This is a genomic window from Frigoribacterium sp. VKM Ac-2859 (genome assembly GCF_013204925.1).
Taxonomy (GTDB): domain Bacteria; phylum Actinomycetota; class Actinomycetes; order Actinomycetales; family Microbacteriaceae; genus Frigoribacterium.
The window spans coordinates 1,204,506-1,219,741 of sequence record NZ_JABMLC010000001.1; the positions used below are offsets into that span (position 1 = coordinate 1,204,506).

Genomic DNA, 15,236 nt, shown 5'->3' on the forward strand with positions numbered 1-15,236 from the left:
GCGGCGCGCGCCTCCCGGGCAGGCAGTCGGGTCAGGGGGCGACGTCGACGATGGCGACGAAGCGGGTGCCGACGCCGTCGACCTCGGCGCGCACGACGCCCGGCTCGGGCTCGGGCAACTCGTCCGCACCGTGGTCGTCGCAGCTGAGGTAGGTGTACTCGGGCCACCACTTCTTGGGGCGGGCCGCCTCGTGGTAGCCGCAGACGACGCACTCCAGTTCGACCCAGACCGGCTTGCCCGTGCGGTTCGCCCGGGACTGCACCAGCCAGGCCGGCGGCGTCCGCTCGATCGCGACGAGTTCGTCGACCGTCATCTTCGGCGGCAGGCCGTGGCGCTTGGCCATCTCGAGCGGGATGTCCAGTCGCAGGGCGGCGTCTCGTCGCGTGATCACCCGCACACGCTACCCGTCCGCCCCCACCCCTCGCGAGCACCGGCGCTGTTGCCACGCGCAACACAAGCCGTCAAGTCGGCCAGAGTGCCGACTTGCCCCCGAACGAGGGCCAGGCGGAAGCTCGACCCAGGCGGCACGTGTCCGATCCACCCGGTCGGTCGATCACCGGACCGCCCGGCAGGCACCACCCGACACGCACCACACGAACCAAGGGGAACCACATGAAGACCTCCGTCGCCGCCGCCCTCACCGCCGCAGCCCTCGTCGTCGGATCGCTCGGGGTCTCGACCTCGGCCGTCGCCGCCGGGCCCGTCGACACCATCCGGTCGACGGACGTCGTCGGCGGCGAGAAGGCTCCCACGACGCCGTGGGCCGTGCAGCTGGTCTTCCGGACCGGCGGCACCGCCAGCTACGCCTGCACCGGCGAGCAGATCAACGCCAGCTGGGTGCTGACCGCCCGCCACTGCATCGACGGCGTCACCTCGATGCAGGTGTACCACTCGAACAGCACGACGAACCCGGGCACCGCGATCGCCGTCGACCGCGTCGCCGCCGCCCCCGCGGGCGACATCGCGCTCGTGCACCTCGGCCAGTCGAAGGCGCTCGGCAGCTACCCGACGCTGAACCTCGGGTTCCAGGCGACGTCGTCGGGCAGCGGCACGATCATGGGCTACGGCCTGCGAGCGAACTCGGTGCAGTCCGACGGCCTGTACCAGGCGACGGTGGGCCTGACCGGCCGCAGCACCGACGCCTACGGCGGGGCCGCACAGCACCTGACCGGCACCACCGGCGCGGCGAACCACGGCGACTCGGGTGGCCCCCTGATCGTGGGCGGCCAGATCGTGGCCGTCTGCTCCACCGGCGACGAGGCCGACCCGGGCGCGAACACCCGCGCCGGCTCGAACTACGCCGTGCTGTCGCAGAGCGCGACCTGGATCCGCTCGACCGCCGGCCTCTAGTCCGCGACCTCGGCCGGGTCCGCCGGCGACGGGCGGCCTCGGACGCAAGGCCCGTACGGACGCGCCCACCCACGGAACGCAGGAGGCGCGCCCCGGTCACGCGACCGGGGCGCGCCTCCGTCGTCGCGTTGACCCGCGCCTCCTCGGGGGCGTCGGCCGCCGGACGTCAGGCGATCGGCTTCTCGAAGCAGATCGACTGCGGGATGGTCGTGACGTAGGGCTCGTAGGTCGGGATGCGGGTGAAGCCGATCTTCTCGTAGAGGGCGACGGCGTCGGGCTGACGGTCCCCGGTCTGCAGGATGAGTCGGCGGGCACCGCCCTCTCGGGCGGCCGCCTCGAGCTCGGCCATCAGCAGCCGGCCGATGCCGCGGCCACGCTGACCGTCCGCGACGATCACCCGCTTGACCTCCCATTCGCCGTCCCGGCTCTGCACGAGGGCGTGGCCGACGGGCGTGCCGCCGTCGGCACCGTCGTCGACGACCACCAGCACGGTGGCCAGCACGTTCGACGGGTGCACCGTGAGGGCGGCGTTCCGGGCCTCGACGACCTCGACGGGTTCGACGACGTCGCGGTGGTAGCGGACGGTCATCTCGGCGTCCATGGCGTCGCGCAGCGCGACGGCACGGGGATCGTCGAAGGCGACGCGTTCGAGATGCAGCGGGGGCAGGGCAGAGGGAGCGGTGTTCGTCACCAGACGATTCTGCCCCCTCGTGGGGTGCCTAAAGTCGCACGCCCCGCGCGGCCATGAACGGCACGGGGTTGGTCGAGGCGCCGCCGACGCGGGTCTCGAAGTGGAGGTGGCAGCCGGTCGAGTTGCCGGTCGAACCGACGAGCGCGATCAACTGGCCCGCGACGACGCTCTGCCCGCGGGACACCTTGATGCCCCCGTTGACGATGTGGCCGTACGCGGTCGAGACGCCGCCGCCGTGGCTGACCTGGATGTAGTTGCCGTAGCCGCCGGTCAGGCCCGCGAAGGTGACCGTCCCGGAGGTCGCCGCGTAGATCGGGCTGTTGCAGCCGGGGGCCAGGTCGATGCCGTCGTGCATGCGGTACACGCCGGTCACGGGGTTCACGCGCATGCCGTAGCCGCTCGACATGTACCCGGCGCTGGGGCGCACCCAGCCCGAGCCGCTCGAGGCACCGCCACCGCCGGACGAACCGCCGCCGGCGGACGGGGCGGGCGCGGGTGCGGAGGGCGTCGAGGGCCGGGCAGCGGCGGCCGCGGCAGCCGCGGCGCGCTGCTGACGGAGCGCCTCGGCCTGGCGGGCGGCCTCGGCGGCGGCGGCGGCCTTGCGGGCCTCTTCGGCCTGACGCGCGACCTCGACGCCGGTGGCGTAGTCGGCCTCGGTCTGCAGGCTCTGGTCTTGCAGCACGGCGAGCTGGCCCTGGAGGCGCGACTCGTTCTCCTGCTGGGCGGCGACGGCGGCCGCGGCCGCGTCGGACGCGGCCTGGGCCTCGTCCATCGAGACCTGGGCGGCTCCCTGCAACTTCACGAGCGCGTCCGAGGCGACCTTGGCCTGGTCGGACAGCGACTGGGCCACGTTGCGGTCGTTCACGGCCTGCTGACGGATGCCGTCGGTCTGCTCGGTGAGCTTGCTCATCGCGCCGAGGCGGTACAGCAGGTCGTCGGCCTGCTCGGTGTCGCCCACGAGCTGCGACGAGACGTCACCGCCACCGGTGCGGGCGAGCTGGGCCGAGACCTGACCGGCGCGCTGTTCGCTGGCGTCGGCCACCGCAGCCTTCTCGTCGGCCTGCGACTGCAGTTCGGCGAGCTTGGCGGCACCGGCGTCGGCGTCGGCCTGGGCCTGCTCGAACTCGGCACCGAGACGTTCGGCCTCGGCCTGGGCGGTGGTGGCGTCGCTCGCGAGCTGGTCGAGCAGCCCCTGGATGCGGCTGACCTCGGAAGCCTTCGCCGACTCGCTCGACCGGGCCGCCTGGACGTCGTCCCACGTCGGGTACGAGGCGGCCTGTGCGGGCGAGCCCCCGAGCACCGCGCCCGACGCGACGAGCGTGAGGCTGAGCAGCACCGTCGCCACGGCGGCGGCGACGCCCTGACGGCGGGGCAGGGACACGGGCGAAGTCACGGAGGAGCACCTATCTGTGGTCGGTCCTGAGCCCGCTGGACGCGCCGGATCGACGGTCGTCGGGGGTGGGGAACCCGCTCAGCCTACGGGCGGAACCGGGAAGGGTAAACCCGCACCTCAGGGTTTCTCGTCATCGGCATGTCCCCAGTCAGGGGTTCACAGGGGGATGCACGACATGACTCCAGTCACATCCGTCACACGATCTGTACCCCGATCGACGAGGAGGCGCGGGTCGGCGACACCCGTCGCCCACCGCGACGGGCATCGCCGTTCCGGGCCGGGCCGGGGCCGGGCCGGGCCGGGCCGGCCATCGGGCACCCGGCACCGGGCACGGGCGCCGAGCCGCCAGGCGGGTCAGTCGACGAAGGCCGAGTTCAGACGGTGGAGCGCCGCGGCCAGCGCGTCGACCTCGGCGGCCGTCCACCCCTCGAGCCGGTCGGCCAGTGCGGACCGGTTGGCGTCGACCGATCGGGCGAGCAGGTCACGACCACGGGCGGTCAGCGTGAGCGCCTGGCCGCGGCGACCCTCGACCGCGGCCCCCGCGCCGGGCTCGACCAGGCCCAGCTCGACGAGTCCGCCGAGCTGGCGCGAGACGGTCGAGCGGTTCAGCCCGAAGTCGGCGGCGATGTCGGTGGCGCGGCAGCCGGGGTGGGTGGCGATGAAGGTGACGAGCGAGTGCTCGACGAACGACAGCGGGGCACTCTTGTGCCGGGCACGGGCGACGGCCCGTCGGGACACGGTCTCGAGCTCCGAGTAGACCGTGTCGATTCCTCGCTGCCCCCGCTGGTCCGTCACGTGTTCAGCCTAACGGCGGGTGGTCGGGAACACCGAGGGGGTCGTTTGTGTTGCATAATGCAACTGTAGACCGACGGGCAACGGCGCCCCCGACCCCGAGGAGCCCCGTGACGACCACCGACCTGACCCTGCACCGCCCGGACGACGGCGCGCGCCCCGACCACGACCCGTTCCGCGCCGACGCGCTCCGGGGGCGGGACGACCGACCCGACCCGCGCCTCCACCGGGCTCACCAGCACGCCGGGCCCACGACCGCGCGCCGCCCGCGTCCCGACGCCGCGGCCTGGCGGTCCCTCGGCCTGCACGTGCTCATCCCGCTCTTCCTGGCCACCGGCATGGCCCTCGCCTACCTCGGCGCCTTCGGCCACCCGACCCCGCACCACGTGCCCGTCGCCGTCGTGGGCAGCTCGGCCCAGAGCGAGGTCTTCGCCCAACAGCTCAACGACGCCGACCCGGACGCCCTCGACGTGCGCACCGTCGCCGACGCCGACGCGGCACGCAGGCTCATCACCGACCGCGAGATCTCGGGTGCGTTCGAGGTGGGCGCCACCGACGCGACGCTGTACGTCTCGTCCGCGGCGTCGGACACGACCGCGAGCGTCCTGCAGAAGGTGTTCGGTCCGGTCGCCTACCGACTCGGGCTGCCCCTGAAGGTCGACGACGTCGTCCCGAGCGGCGAGGGCGACCCGACCGGACAGGGCCTGTTCTTCCTGCTCGTCGCCCTGAGCGTCGGCGCGTACGCGAGTGCCGCAGCCATCTCGGCGGCGAGCGCCCGGCTGGGACTCGGCTCGCGCCTCCTCGCCGGGGTCGTCACGGCAGCCGTGATCGCGGCGATCGGCACCGTCGTGGTCGGCCCCGTCTACGGCATCGTCACGACCGGCCTCTGGGGCGTCGCCCTCGTCAGCTGGTTGTACGTGACCGCCGTCGTCGTGATCGGCATCGGCCTGCACCCCCTGCTCCGCCACTGGACGACGCCGGCCCTGACCATGCTCTTCGTCATGCTGAACTTCACCAGCTCGGGCGGAGTCTTCTCGTCGCAGCTCGTGCCGCTTTTCTTCGGCGCGTTGGGTGCCTTCTGGAACGGCTCGGCCTGGCTGCACGCCACGCAGTCGATCGTGTACTTCCCCGGCCAGGGATGGGGCCGGGCCGGTCTGACGCTCGCACTCTGGCTGGCCGCGGGGCTCGCCCTCGCCGGACTCACCCACCTCTGGAGCGTGCGCCGCACCCGGCTCGCGAACGAGCGCGTGGCCGTCCGCGAGGACGAGGAGGGCATCGCCGCCTGAGCCGCAGGGCGTCGGGGACGCCGGGGACGCCGGGCGCGGCGGTGACGCGTGCGACACCGGGCGCCGGGCCCGCCGGGGACGCGTGCGAGACTCGACCGGTGACGACGACGCACGAGACCCTCCGGCCACCCCGACGCGACGAGCGCAACTGGGCCGACAGCTTCAGCTACTGGGCGACCCGGGTCGTCCAGCCGACCACGATCGACGAGCTGAGCGAGCTGGTCGCCGGGGCCCCGCGCATCCGGGCCCTAGGCACGCGCCACTCCTTCAGCGACGTGGCCGACGGACCGGGGCTGTTGGTCTCGACCACGGCGTTGCCCGCCGACCCGGTGATCTCGGACGACGGCCACGGCGTCACCGTCGGGGCCGGCACGAACTACGCCGTCGTCGCGCAGCACCTCGACCGACACGGACTCGCCCTGCTGAACATGGGCTCGCTGCCGCACATCTCGGTGGGTGGAGCGATCGCGACCGGCACCCACGGCTCGGGACTCGGCCTCGGGAGCCTGTCGAGCGCGGTGTCGGCCCTCGAGATCGTCGGGCCCGACGGGTCGCTCCGGACCGTGCGTCGTGGACAGCCGGGCTTCGACGGCAGCGTCGTGGCCCTGGGCGCCCTCGGCGTGGTGGTCCGGGTGACCCTCGACGTCCAACCCGGGTTCCGCATGCGACAGGACACCTACGTCGACCTGCCCTGGTCGAGCGTCGACGACCACCTGATGGACGTCATGGGAGCCGGGTACAGCGTCAGCTTCTTCCACGAGTTCGACCACCGCATCCGCGAGGTGCTGGTCAAGTCGCGCGTGCCCGACGGCCTCGCCGACGTGTCGATGCCCCGTGACCTGTGGGGCGCCCGCCCCGCCCCCGTCGACGAGCACGCCGAGGTCACCGGCACGAAGTCGACGCCCATGGACGGCAGCGTGGGGTCGTGGGCCGACCGGTTGCCGCATTTCCGCATCGACGCCACCCCGTCCGTGGGTTCCGAACTGCAGAGCGAACACTTCGTCGCCCTCGAAGACGGTGCGGCCGCCCTCCGCGCCGTACGACGCCTCGGCGACGAGCTACGCCCGCACCTGCACACCTGCGAGACCCGCACCGTCGCGGGCGACCCGCTCTGGTTGAGCCCGACACCACAGGACAGCCTGGGCATCGCCTTCACCTGGAAGAAGCACCCCGCCGAGGTCGCGGCCTTGATCCCCCGGGTCGAGGAGGCGCTGGCCCCGTTCACCCCGCGCCCCCACTGGGGCAAGCTGTCGGCCCTGCCGCACGCGGCGATCGTCGCGGCGTACCCGAGACTGACGGATTTCGCCGACCTCGTGCGCGAGATCGACCCCGAGGGCAAGTTCGGCGGCCCGGCCGTGGAGCGCCTGCTCGCCTAGCCGGGACGGCGTGGAGCGCCTGCGCGCCTAGGCGCGACGGGTGGTCGACGGGTCGGGCCTGGAATCCGGCCTCGGGTCGGGCACCGGATCGGGCCTGGGGTCGGGCTTCAGTAGGACTCGCCGGTGGGGTCCGCCGCCTCGAAGTCGAGCAGCTCGGCCCCGCCGACGGGCAGGCCCTGCCAGGTCTGCAGGCGCCAGCCGGCATCGATGCTGCCCTCGAGGGTGACGACCCCCGTGTTCTCGAGCAGGTGCTGACGGATGAACTCGTCGTCGGCGTTGACCGCCCGCGAGCCGACCCAGGCCCGGATGGCCGCACCGTGACTGACGGCCGCGACCGTCTCGTGCCCGTCGCCCTCGGCCCCGGCGATCAGGTCGGCCAACGCGGCGTCGTACCGCGCGGAGAACTCGTGCCCGTCCTCGGAACCGGGCACCCGGACGTCGAGGTCGCCCGACGCCCAGGAGAAGACGCAGCCGACGTAGGCCGTGACCGCCTCGGTGTCGTGTCGGCCTTCGAGGTCGCCCGCCTTCACCTCGCGCAACCCGTCGAGCACCGTCGGCGCGAGGCCCCGGGCGGCGGCCAGAGGAGCCGCGGTGAGCTGCGTCCGCACGAGCGTGCTGACGGCGAGGGCGCCGATCGTCTCGTCGGCGAGGGCGGCGGGCAGAGCCTCGGCCTGCCGTCGACCGAGGTCGGTGAGCCCGACGCCGGGGGCGACGGTGCCGAGCACGCCCTCGACGTTGTCGGGGGTCTGACCGTGGCGGATCAACAACAGGCGCATGATCGTCAACCCTACGGTGGACCCCCGACACCGGCGGTCGGTCAGGCGTCGGGCCAGAGGCGACCGGCGTCCACGACGACGTCGGCCCGGGCGCGGGTGGCCCGCACGAGCCGGGCGTTCGCCTCGTCGGGACCCGCGGCCCAGGCCTCGGCGGCTCCGGGCGTCATGCCGAAGCGGACGTGACGGGCGACGAGCCAGCGCCGTCGCCGCTCGGCCGGGGTGTCGACGAACCACACCTCGTCGAACGTCGCGCGCACCGCGGGCCAGGGCGTGAGCTCGGCCAGCAGGTAGTTCCCCTCGCTGACCACGACCTCGACGGACGGATCGACCTCGACCGCGCCGCCGATCGACTCCTCGACGCCCCGGACGTACTCGGGTGCCCACACCGTCCCCGACCGGGACCGCAGCCGCTCGAGCAGGGCGAGGTAGCCGTCGGCGTCGAAGGTGTCGATCGCGCCCTTGCGGTCGAGACGGCCGAGCCGGGCCAGGGTGGCGCCCGCGAGGTGGAACCCGTCCATCGGCACGACCACGGCCCTCACCCCGACCCGCGTGAGCCCCTCGACGACGGCCGCGGCGACCGTGCTCTTGCCGCCCCCGGGCTCGCCGGCGACGCCGATCAGGGTGCGGACGGACGTCGGGGCGGGACCGCCGGGGGACGCGAGGCCCGCGGAGGAGCCGCGCCGCGCCTCCTGCGTCCGGGCGTGGACCGCCAGGGCTCGGGCGACGAGGGCCTCGACCGAACCGAGCGGCGTACCGGTCACTCGGGGCGGCCGGCCGAGCCCGGACCGGTGCCCGCCTCGTCGCCGACGTCCGCGGTCCGCAGCTCGGTGAGGGCCGCCTCACGCCGCGACCGGCGCCAGGCGAGCAGGGCGTGCAGGGCGATGGGCACGACCGACAGCACGACGAGCACGACCGCCAGCACGTCGATGTGGTCGCGGATGAACGGGATGCCGCCGAGCAGCGAGCCGAGCACCGTCATGCCCACGGCCCAGAGGAAGGCGCCGGTCACGTTGAAGAGCAGGAACCTGCGGTACCGGTAGCCCGCGGTCCCCGCGGCCAGCGGGACGTAGGTGCGGACGATCGGGACGAACCGCCCGAGGATCAGGCTCGTGCCGCCGTACTTCGCGAAGAAGGCCTCCGCACGCTCGAGGTAGGCCGTCTTCAGGATGCGGGCGTCGTCCTTGAACAGGCGTCGGCCGAAGCGGTTGCCGAGGAAGTAGCCCACCTGGTCGCCGAGGACCGCGGCGACGAAGGCGCAGAGGGCGATCACCCAGACCTGCAGCCCCAGCGCCTCGTGCAGCACGCCGGCGGTGAAGAGCAGGGAGTCGCCGGGCAGGAACGGGAACAGCACGCCCGACTCGATGAAGACCATCAGCGAGATTCCGGCGAGGGCCCAGGGCCCCAGGGCGGGCAGCAGCTCGTCCGGGTTGAACAGGACGAACCCCCCGCCGGTGGAGGCGGGCAGGGCGGCGAGCAGGGTGTCGGCGATCACGAGGGACGACTGTAACGGGTCGACCCCGGGACGCGGCGTCCACCGAGCGGACCACTCGCGCATCCACCGGTCTCGGCCGGGCGGGGGATGCCCCCGGGCGCACCGCGCCCCTAGCCTGGGGCGATGCGGACACCCCTCAGCATGCCGACGACAGGACGCACGCGATGATCGAAGCCCGGAACCTCACCAAGATCTACGGAGACAAGCGCGCGCTCGACGACGCCACCTTCACGGTCCGACCCGGTCTCGTCACCGGGTTCCTCGGCCCGAACGGCGCCGGCAAGTCCACCACCATGCGCATGATCGTCGGGCTCGACCGCCCCACCAGCGGCAGCGTCACGGTCAACGGCAAGCGGTTCGCCGACCACGCGGCCCCCCTGCACGAGGTCGGCGTCCTGCTCGACGCCAAGGCCGTGCACACCGGTCGCAGCGCCCACGACCACCTGCTCGCCATGGGCGCCACGCACGGCATCGGCAAGAAGCGCGTCGACGAGGTGATCGCCCTGACCGGCCTCGAGTCGGTCGCGAAGAAGCGCGTCGGCGGGTTCTCGCTCGGCATGGGCCAGCGCCTCGGCATCGCCGCCGCGCTGCTCGGCGACCCGGCCACCGTCATCCTCGACGAGCCCGTCAACGGCCTCGACCCCGAGGGCGTCGTCTGGGTGCGCACCCTGGCCCGCTTCCTCGCGAGCGAGGGCCGCACCGTGTTCCTCTCGTCGCACCTGATGAGCGAGATGGCCCAGACCGCCGACCACCTCATCGTGCTCGGGCGCGGCAAGGTGCTCGCCGACTCCCCCATCTCGGACGTCATCTCGCAGGCGTCGGGCGACGCCGTGCGCGTCCGCAGCCCGCACGCGGACCACCTCGTCTCGCTGCTGCAGGGGCCGGACGTCGCCGTCACGGCCGTCGAACCCGGCGTGGTCGAGTTGCGCGGCATCACCGCCGAGCGGGTCGGCGACCTCGCCGCCTCGTCCGGCGTCGTGCTGCACGAGCTCACCCCGCTGGTCCGCTCGCTCGAGGACGCGTACATGACCCTCACGCAGGACTCCGTCGAATACCACGCAGGAGGCGCGGCGCGAGGCAGCCACGTCGCCCCCGACACGCAGACCCCCCAGGGAGCGACCCGATGACCGCCACGACCCCCACCCGTCACCGCGACCGACCCGTGCGCCCGACCTCGAAGCTCACCTTCGGCGGCGTGCTGCGCAGCGAGGTCATCAAACTGCGTACGCTCCGCTCGACCTGGTGGTGCCTGGCGATCATGGTCGTCATCATCGTCGGCTTCGGTGCCCTCTTCGCCCTGAGCGCGGGCCTGTTCCAGGCCGGCGAGGCCAGCACCGAGCAACAACAGCAGATCGTCGCGCAGTCCGTCTCGGTCGGCGTGGTGTTCGGCCAGCTCGTCGCGTCGATCCTGGGCGCTCTCGTCATCACCGGTGAATTCGGCACGGGCATGATCCGGTCGACCTTCTCCACGGTGCCCAAACGCCTGCCCGCGGTCGTCGCCAAGCTCGTCGTCGTCGCGCTCACGCTCTTCGTGGTGTCGCTGGTCGCCCTCGTCCTGACCCTGCTGATCAACAGCGCGATCCTGCCGTCGAACGACATCACGGTCGACTTCGGCGACGGCGCCCTCTGGCGCAGCGTGGTCGGAGCCGCGGCCTCGATCGCCTTCATCGGCATGATCGCCTTCTCGCTCGGGGCGATCATCCGCAACGGCGCCGGCGCCATCGCGGCCTCGGTCGGCCTGGTCTTCGTGCTGCCGATCATCGTGCAGATCTTCACGGCGTTCGTCGACGCCGCCTGGGTCTACACACTGGCCGAGATCATCCCGCCGAACGCCGCCGCCCGGCTCTACGACTACGTCGTCTCCGGCCAGTCGGCCATGGCCCTGCCGAGCCCCGACGGGGCCCTCGTCCTCGAGCCGTGGAGCGCCCTGCTGGTGCTCGTCGGCTGGGTCGTCGTGCTCTTCGGTCTGGCGCTCGCGCTCGTGAAGCGACGCGACGTCTGACCGACGGGCACCGCGCCTCCTCGGGGTGACGGCGACGCGATCGGACGGATCGGGAAGAACCGGACCGTCTCGTACGTTCGGTCGCACAGGCACACCGCCGTCACCTCCGAGGAGCCCCATTTGAGCATCGACCCCTCTCCCCCGACGACCGTCGTCGACAGCCGAGCCGCCGAGAGCCGAGCCGCCGACACCGCGACGGCGGGCGCCGACGGCGACCAGGCCGGCACCGAGGCGCGCAACAAGCTCGTCATCGGGCTGCTGCTCGTGTCGGCCTTCGTCGTGATCCTCAACGAGACGATCATGGGCGTCGCCCTGCCGAGCCTCACGCGCGACCTCGACATCACCGTCACGGCGGGCCAGTGGCTGACCACGGGCTTCATGCTCACCATGGCCGTCGTCATCCCGATCACGGGCTTCCTGCTGCAGCGCTTCAACACCCGCCCGGTGTTCATCACCGCGATGAGCCTCTTCAGCCTCGGGACGGCCATCTCGGCGATCGCCCCCGGCTTCGGCGTGCTGCTGCTCGGCCGCGTCGTGCAGGCCTCGGGCACGGCGATCATGATGCCGCTGCTGATGACCACCGTGCTCACCCTCGTGCCGCCGGCCACGCGCGGCCGCACGATGGGCAACATCTCGATCGTCATCTCGGTCGCACCGGCCATCGGCCCGACGATCTCGGGCGTCATCCTGAGCGTGCTCGAGTGGCGCTTCATGTTCATCCTCGTGCTGCCGATCGCCCTCGTGGCGCTCGCGCTCGGTGCCGCCCGCGTCAAGAACGTCACCACGCCGAAGAAGGTGCCCCTCGATGTCACCTCGGTGATCCTGTCTGCCTTCGCCTTCGGTGGCATCGTCTTCGGGCTCAGCTCGATCGGCGAAGGGGCAGAGGCCGCCGTCCCCGCCTGGGTGCCGCTGGCCGTCGGCGTCGTCGCGCTCGTCGCGTTCGTGCTGCGTCAGCGCTCGCTGCAGCGTCGCGACCGCGCCCTGCTCGACCTGCGCACGTTCTCGTCGCGCACCTTCACGATCTCGGCGTCGGTGCTCGGCGTCGGCATGATCGCCCTCTTCGGCACCCTGATCGTCCTGCCGATCTACCTGCAGAACGTGCACGGCCTCGACCCGCTCGCCACCGGGCTGCTGCTGCTGCCCGGCGGCCTCGTCCAGGGCCTGCTGTCGCCCGTCGTGGGACGCCTGTTCGACAAGTACGGTCCGACCGTGCTGCTCGTGCCCGGCACCACCCTGGTCAGCGCGGTGCTGTGGTTCATGTCCACGGTGTCCGAGTCCACCCCGATCCCGATGGTCCTCGCCGCCCACGTCGCCCTCAGCATCGGTCTGGCCTTCATGTTCACGCCGCTGTTCACCTCGGGCCTCGGGTCGCTGCCGTCGAACCTGTACTCGCACGGCAGCGCGATCGTCGGCACGGTGCAGCAGCTGGCGGGCGCCGCCGGCACCGCCGTGTTCGTCACCGTGATGACCCTGGCCGCCACCGCGGCGGCCAGCCAGTCCGGTGCCGGAGCCGCCGCCACGGGAGCCGGCGTGCGCGCCGCGTTCCTGGTCGGCGCGATCATCTCGGTGTTCGCCGTCGTGGGGTCGTTCTTCGTCCGGCGCCCGCCGGTCGTCGAGGGCGCCGAGCCGGTCGTCGCGCACTAGCCTGCGCGCGTCGCGCGTCGTGTAGCGCGCGTGGCGCAGCGCGCGTGGCGCAGCGCGCGTCGCACGTGAGCGCGTCGCGTGGCGCGTGGCGAGACGTGCGTCGGCGCTCCGCACATCGTCGCTGGCGAGCTGCCGATGGTCACGGCCTCCCCCTCGGGGAAGCGCCAGCCGTCGGCAGCTCGTCGTCGTGTCAGCCGTCCGTGAGGTCGTGGACCATCGCGCAACCTACGGCCTGCGCCGCGTGATCCCGTCCCCCGACTGCCCCATGGCGCCGGCGGTGCGACCTGCACCACCCGCGCCTCCTCAACCCCTGCGAATTCGGTGCGGGTGCGGGTGCGGGCAACTCCTCTCCCGCGGTGCGCCCCGCCTCCGGGCCCCTGTCTTCTCCGCCTGCGCCTCTTCAGGAGTCCTGCGTTGCCGACACGCGCCTCCGCAACCCCTCCGGGTGCGGGTGCGGGCAACTCCTGTCCCGCGGTGCGCCCTCCCTGCGGGTCCCTGTCTTCTCGGCCCGCGCCCCCTCGCGAGTCCTGCGTTGCCGACACGCGCCTCCTCGGCGGTCATGCATTGCCGTCACGCGCCTCCTCTTCCCCTGCAGGCGCGGGTGGGGCTGCGGGTGCGGGCAACTCCTGTCTCGAGGTGCGCCCCACCTCGAGGTCCCTGTCTTCTCGACCCGCGCCTCCTCAGGAGTCCTGCGTTGCCGACACGCGCCTCCTCGGGCACCTGCTTCCTCGACGTGCGGGCCGACGCGGACACGGGCTCCGAGCGCGAGTAACGTCCGGGCACGTGCAGATGATGCAGACTTGCAGGCTGCGCACCCGACGTCACGCATCCCCGGGAGGCCGACCCATGACAAGCTCACCCACCACCGCGTCGAACGGCGGCCCGAGCGGAGGCACGCGCAGCCTCGTCCCGGCCCGGATGGACCGTCTGCCGTGGACGAGGTTCCACTGGTCGATCGTCGTGGGCCTGGGGTTCTCTTGGGTACTCGACGGGCTCGAGATCCAGATCGTGGCTTCGGCCGGGTTCCAGGCGGACCTCGGGCTCACCGCCGCCGAGGTCGGGCTGCTGGGCACGATCTACCTCGTCGGCCAGGTCTTCGGGGCCCTCATCTTCGGGCGGATGGCCGACAGCCTCGGCCGCAAGAAGCTGTTCATCCTGACCCTGGCGATCTACCTCGTGGCGAGCGCCATCGCGGGACTGTCGCCGAACTTCGTCTTCCTGGCCGTGTTCCGGTTCTTCGCCGGTGCGGGGATCGGCGGGGAGTACGCCGCCATCAACTCGGCGATCGACGAACTCATCCCGTCGAAGTACCGCGGACGCGTCGACATCGCGATCAACGGGACGTACTGGGGCGGCGCGGCCCTGGGCGCGACGGCCAACATCTTCTTGCTCGACCCCGACCTGTTCGCCGAGAACGTGGGCTGGCGCATCGGGTTCTTCATCGGGCCGGTGCTGGGCCTCGCGATCATCTACCTGCGCCGCCACATCCCGGAGAGCCCGCGGTGGCTGATGACCCACGGACGCGAGAAGGAGGCCGAGGCGACGGTCGACGACATCGAGGCCCGCGTCGAGAAGGACAAGGGCACCGACCACCTCACCGCCGTGTCGGACGACCAGGCCATCGAGGTGGTCGCGGCGGGGCGGATCGGGTTCGGCACCATCATCCGCACCCTGGTACACGACTACCCGAAGCGAACCTTCGTCGGCGCCGCGATGATGATCACGCAGTCTTTTCTCTACAACGCGATCTTCTTCACCTACGCACTCGTGCTGCAGAACTTCTACGGCACGAGCCCCAGCAGTACGCAGTACTTCTTCCTGATCTTCGCCGTGGGAAACCTGCTCGGGCCGCTGGTGCTGGGGCCGCTGTTCGACAGCTGGGGTCGACGTCAGATGATCTTCCTGACGTACGCCGTGTCGGCGGCGGTGCTCGCCGTGTCGGCGATCCTGTTCCAGGCGGACGTGCTGAACGCCGCGACTCAGACCGCCTTCTGGAGCGTCTCGTTCTTCTTCGCCTCGGCAGGCGCGTCGTCGGCCTACCTGACGGTGAGCGAGATCTTCCCGCTCGAGCTACGGAGTCAGGTCATCGGCTACTTCTTCGCCCTCGGACAGATCGTCGGCGCCGTCGCTCCGAGCCTCTACGGCGCCCTCATCGGCGACGGGAGCGACCGGGGCCCCCTCACGGGCGGGTACTTCCTGGGCGCCGGCGTCATGCTGGTCGGCGGTGTCATCGCGCTCATCTTCGGAGTCGACGCGGCTCGCAAGTCGCTCGAGACGATCACCACTCCGCTGTCGGTCGTCCCCTCGTCGAAGCAGTCGCCGCGGAGCTGAGGTGGGCCGGGCAGGGCAGGGCCCGCGGGCGGGGTGGCTTCACCAAGCCGGCGGGCGGCTTGGCCAGGCCGGACGGCGGGCCGTGCTGCGGGCCATGCCTCGC

The 15,236-nt window shown here is 72.4% G+C and carries 14 protein-coding genes; 7 read left to right on the forward strand and 7 right to left on the reverse strand.

Features of this window, described 5'->3' with window-relative positions; translation table 11 throughout:
• Positions 1–31: 31 nt before the first annotated feature.
• Positions 32–391: a hypothetical protein gene (locus HQQ78_RS05590; protein ID WP_056046678.1), complete on the reverse strand. Its 360-nt coding sequence runs from the start codon at positions 389–391 to the stop codon at positions 32–34.
• A gap of 221 nt (positions 392–612) precedes the next feature.
• On the opposite strand from HQQ78_RS05590, the gene HQQ78_RS05595 reads away from it, so the two are divergent.
• Complete coding sequence (locus HQQ78_RS05595; protein WP_123570571.1) at positions 613–1,350, forward strand: trypsin-like serine protease; 738 nt, start codon at positions 613–615, stop codon at positions 1,348–1,350.
• Between the two features lie 166 nt (positions 1,351–1,516).
• Here the strand turns inward: HQQ78_RS05595 and HQQ78_RS05600 are convergent, their stop codons facing one another.
• The 3 genes from HQQ78_RS05600 to HQQ78_RS05610 all read right to left on the reverse strand — a co-directional run bounded on the left by HQQ78_RS05600 (position 1,517) and on the right by HQQ78_RS05610 (position 4,229).
• A complete protein-coding gene (locus HQQ78_RS05600) occupies positions 1,517–2,041 on the reverse strand; it encodes a GNAT family N-acetyltransferase (RefSeq protein ID WP_371740363.1) in 525 nt (174 codons plus the stop codon).
• A gap of 28 nt (positions 2,042–2,069) precedes the next feature.
• Positions 2,070–3,434 carry a peptidoglycan DD-metalloendopeptidase family protein gene (locus tag HQQ78_RS16335; RefSeq protein WP_148053639.1) on the reverse strand — a complete coding sequence of 455 codons (1,365 nt, stop codon included), beginning with the start codon at positions 3,432–3,434 and terminating at the stop codon, positions 2,070–2,072.
• 354 nt (positions 3,435–3,788) lie between these two features.
• Positions 3,789–4,229, reverse strand: coding sequence for a MarR family winged helix-turn-helix transcriptional regulator (locus tag HQQ78_RS05610; protein WP_123570572.1), 441 nt, complete (start codon positions 4,227–4,229; stop codon positions 3,789–3,791).
• A gap of 107 nt (positions 4,230–4,336) precedes the next feature.
• Between HQQ78_RS05610 and HQQ78_RS16340 the strand changes: the two genes are divergently transcribed.
• The gene (locus HQQ78_RS16340) at positions 4,337–5,512 is read left to right on the forward strand and encodes a hypothetical protein (RefSeq protein WP_371740364.1); all 1,176 of its coding nucleotides are present in this window, start codon (positions 4,337–4,339) and stop codon (positions 5,510–5,512) included.
• A gap of 98 nt (positions 5,513–5,610) precedes the next feature.
• On the forward strand, positions 5,611–6,888 hold the full coding sequence (locus HQQ78_RS05615) for an FAD-binding protein (protein WP_371740365.1): 1,278 nt from the start codon (positions 5,611–5,613) through the stop codon (positions 6,886–6,888).
• Positions 6,889–6,995: 107 nt separating this feature from the next.
• On the opposite strand, the gene HQQ78_RS05620 is transcribed toward HQQ78_RS05615, so the two are convergent.
• The 3 genes from HQQ78_RS05620 to HQQ78_RS05630 are packed head-to-tail and all read right to left on the reverse strand — an operon-like array spanning position 6,996 to position 9,156.
• Entirely contained in the window at positions 6,996–7,664 is a 669-nt protein-coding gene (locus tag HQQ78_RS05620) for a histidine phosphatase family protein (protein ID WP_173151468.1), read from the reverse strand.
• Positions 7,665–7,705: 41 nt separating this feature from the next.
• Entirely contained in the window at positions 7,706–8,425 is a 720-nt protein-coding gene (locus tag HQQ78_RS05625) for a nucleoside/nucleotide kinase family protein (protein WP_277959384.1), read from the reverse strand.
• Complete coding sequence (locus HQQ78_RS05630; protein WP_235452643.1) at positions 8,422–9,156, reverse strand: DedA family protein; 735 nt, start codon at positions 9,154–9,156, stop codon at positions 8,422–8,424. Before HQQ78_RS05630 ends, HQQ78_RS05625 begins: the two co-directional genes overlap by 4 nt.
• 164 nt (positions 9,157–9,320) lie before the next feature.
• Between HQQ78_RS05630 and HQQ78_RS05635 the strand changes: the two genes are divergently transcribed.
• The 4 genes from HQQ78_RS05635 (at position 9,321) to HQQ78_RS05650 (ending at position 15,133) form a co-directional block, all read left to right on the forward strand.
• On the forward strand, positions 9,321–10,283 hold the full coding sequence (locus tag HQQ78_RS05635) for an ABC transporter ATP-binding protein (protein WP_043593111.1): 963 nt from the start codon (positions 9,321–9,323) through the stop codon (positions 10,281–10,283).
• Positions 10,280–11,158 (forward strand): ABC transporter permease subunit, encoded by an 879-nt coding sequence (locus tag HQQ78_RS05640; protein WP_173151469.1) that lies wholly within the window; start codon positions 10,280–10,282, stop codon positions 11,156–11,158. The genes HQQ78_RS05635 and HQQ78_RS05640 overlap by 4 nt, the downstream gene beginning before the upstream one ends.
• A gap of 126 nt (positions 11,159–11,284) precedes the next feature.
• Positions 11,285–12,802, forward strand: a complete 1,518-nt coding sequence (locus HQQ78_RS05645) for a DHA2 family efflux MFS transporter permease subunit (RefSeq protein WP_173152191.1) — start codon at positions 11,285–11,287, stop codon at positions 12,800–12,802.
• Between the two features lie 846 nt (positions 12,803–13,648).
• Positions 13,649–15,133 (forward strand): MFS transporter, encoded by a 1,485-nt coding sequence (locus tag HQQ78_RS05650; protein ID WP_173151471.1) that lies wholly within the window; start codon positions 13,649–13,651, stop codon positions 15,131–15,133.
• Positions 15,134–15,236: the final 103 nt, after the last annotated feature.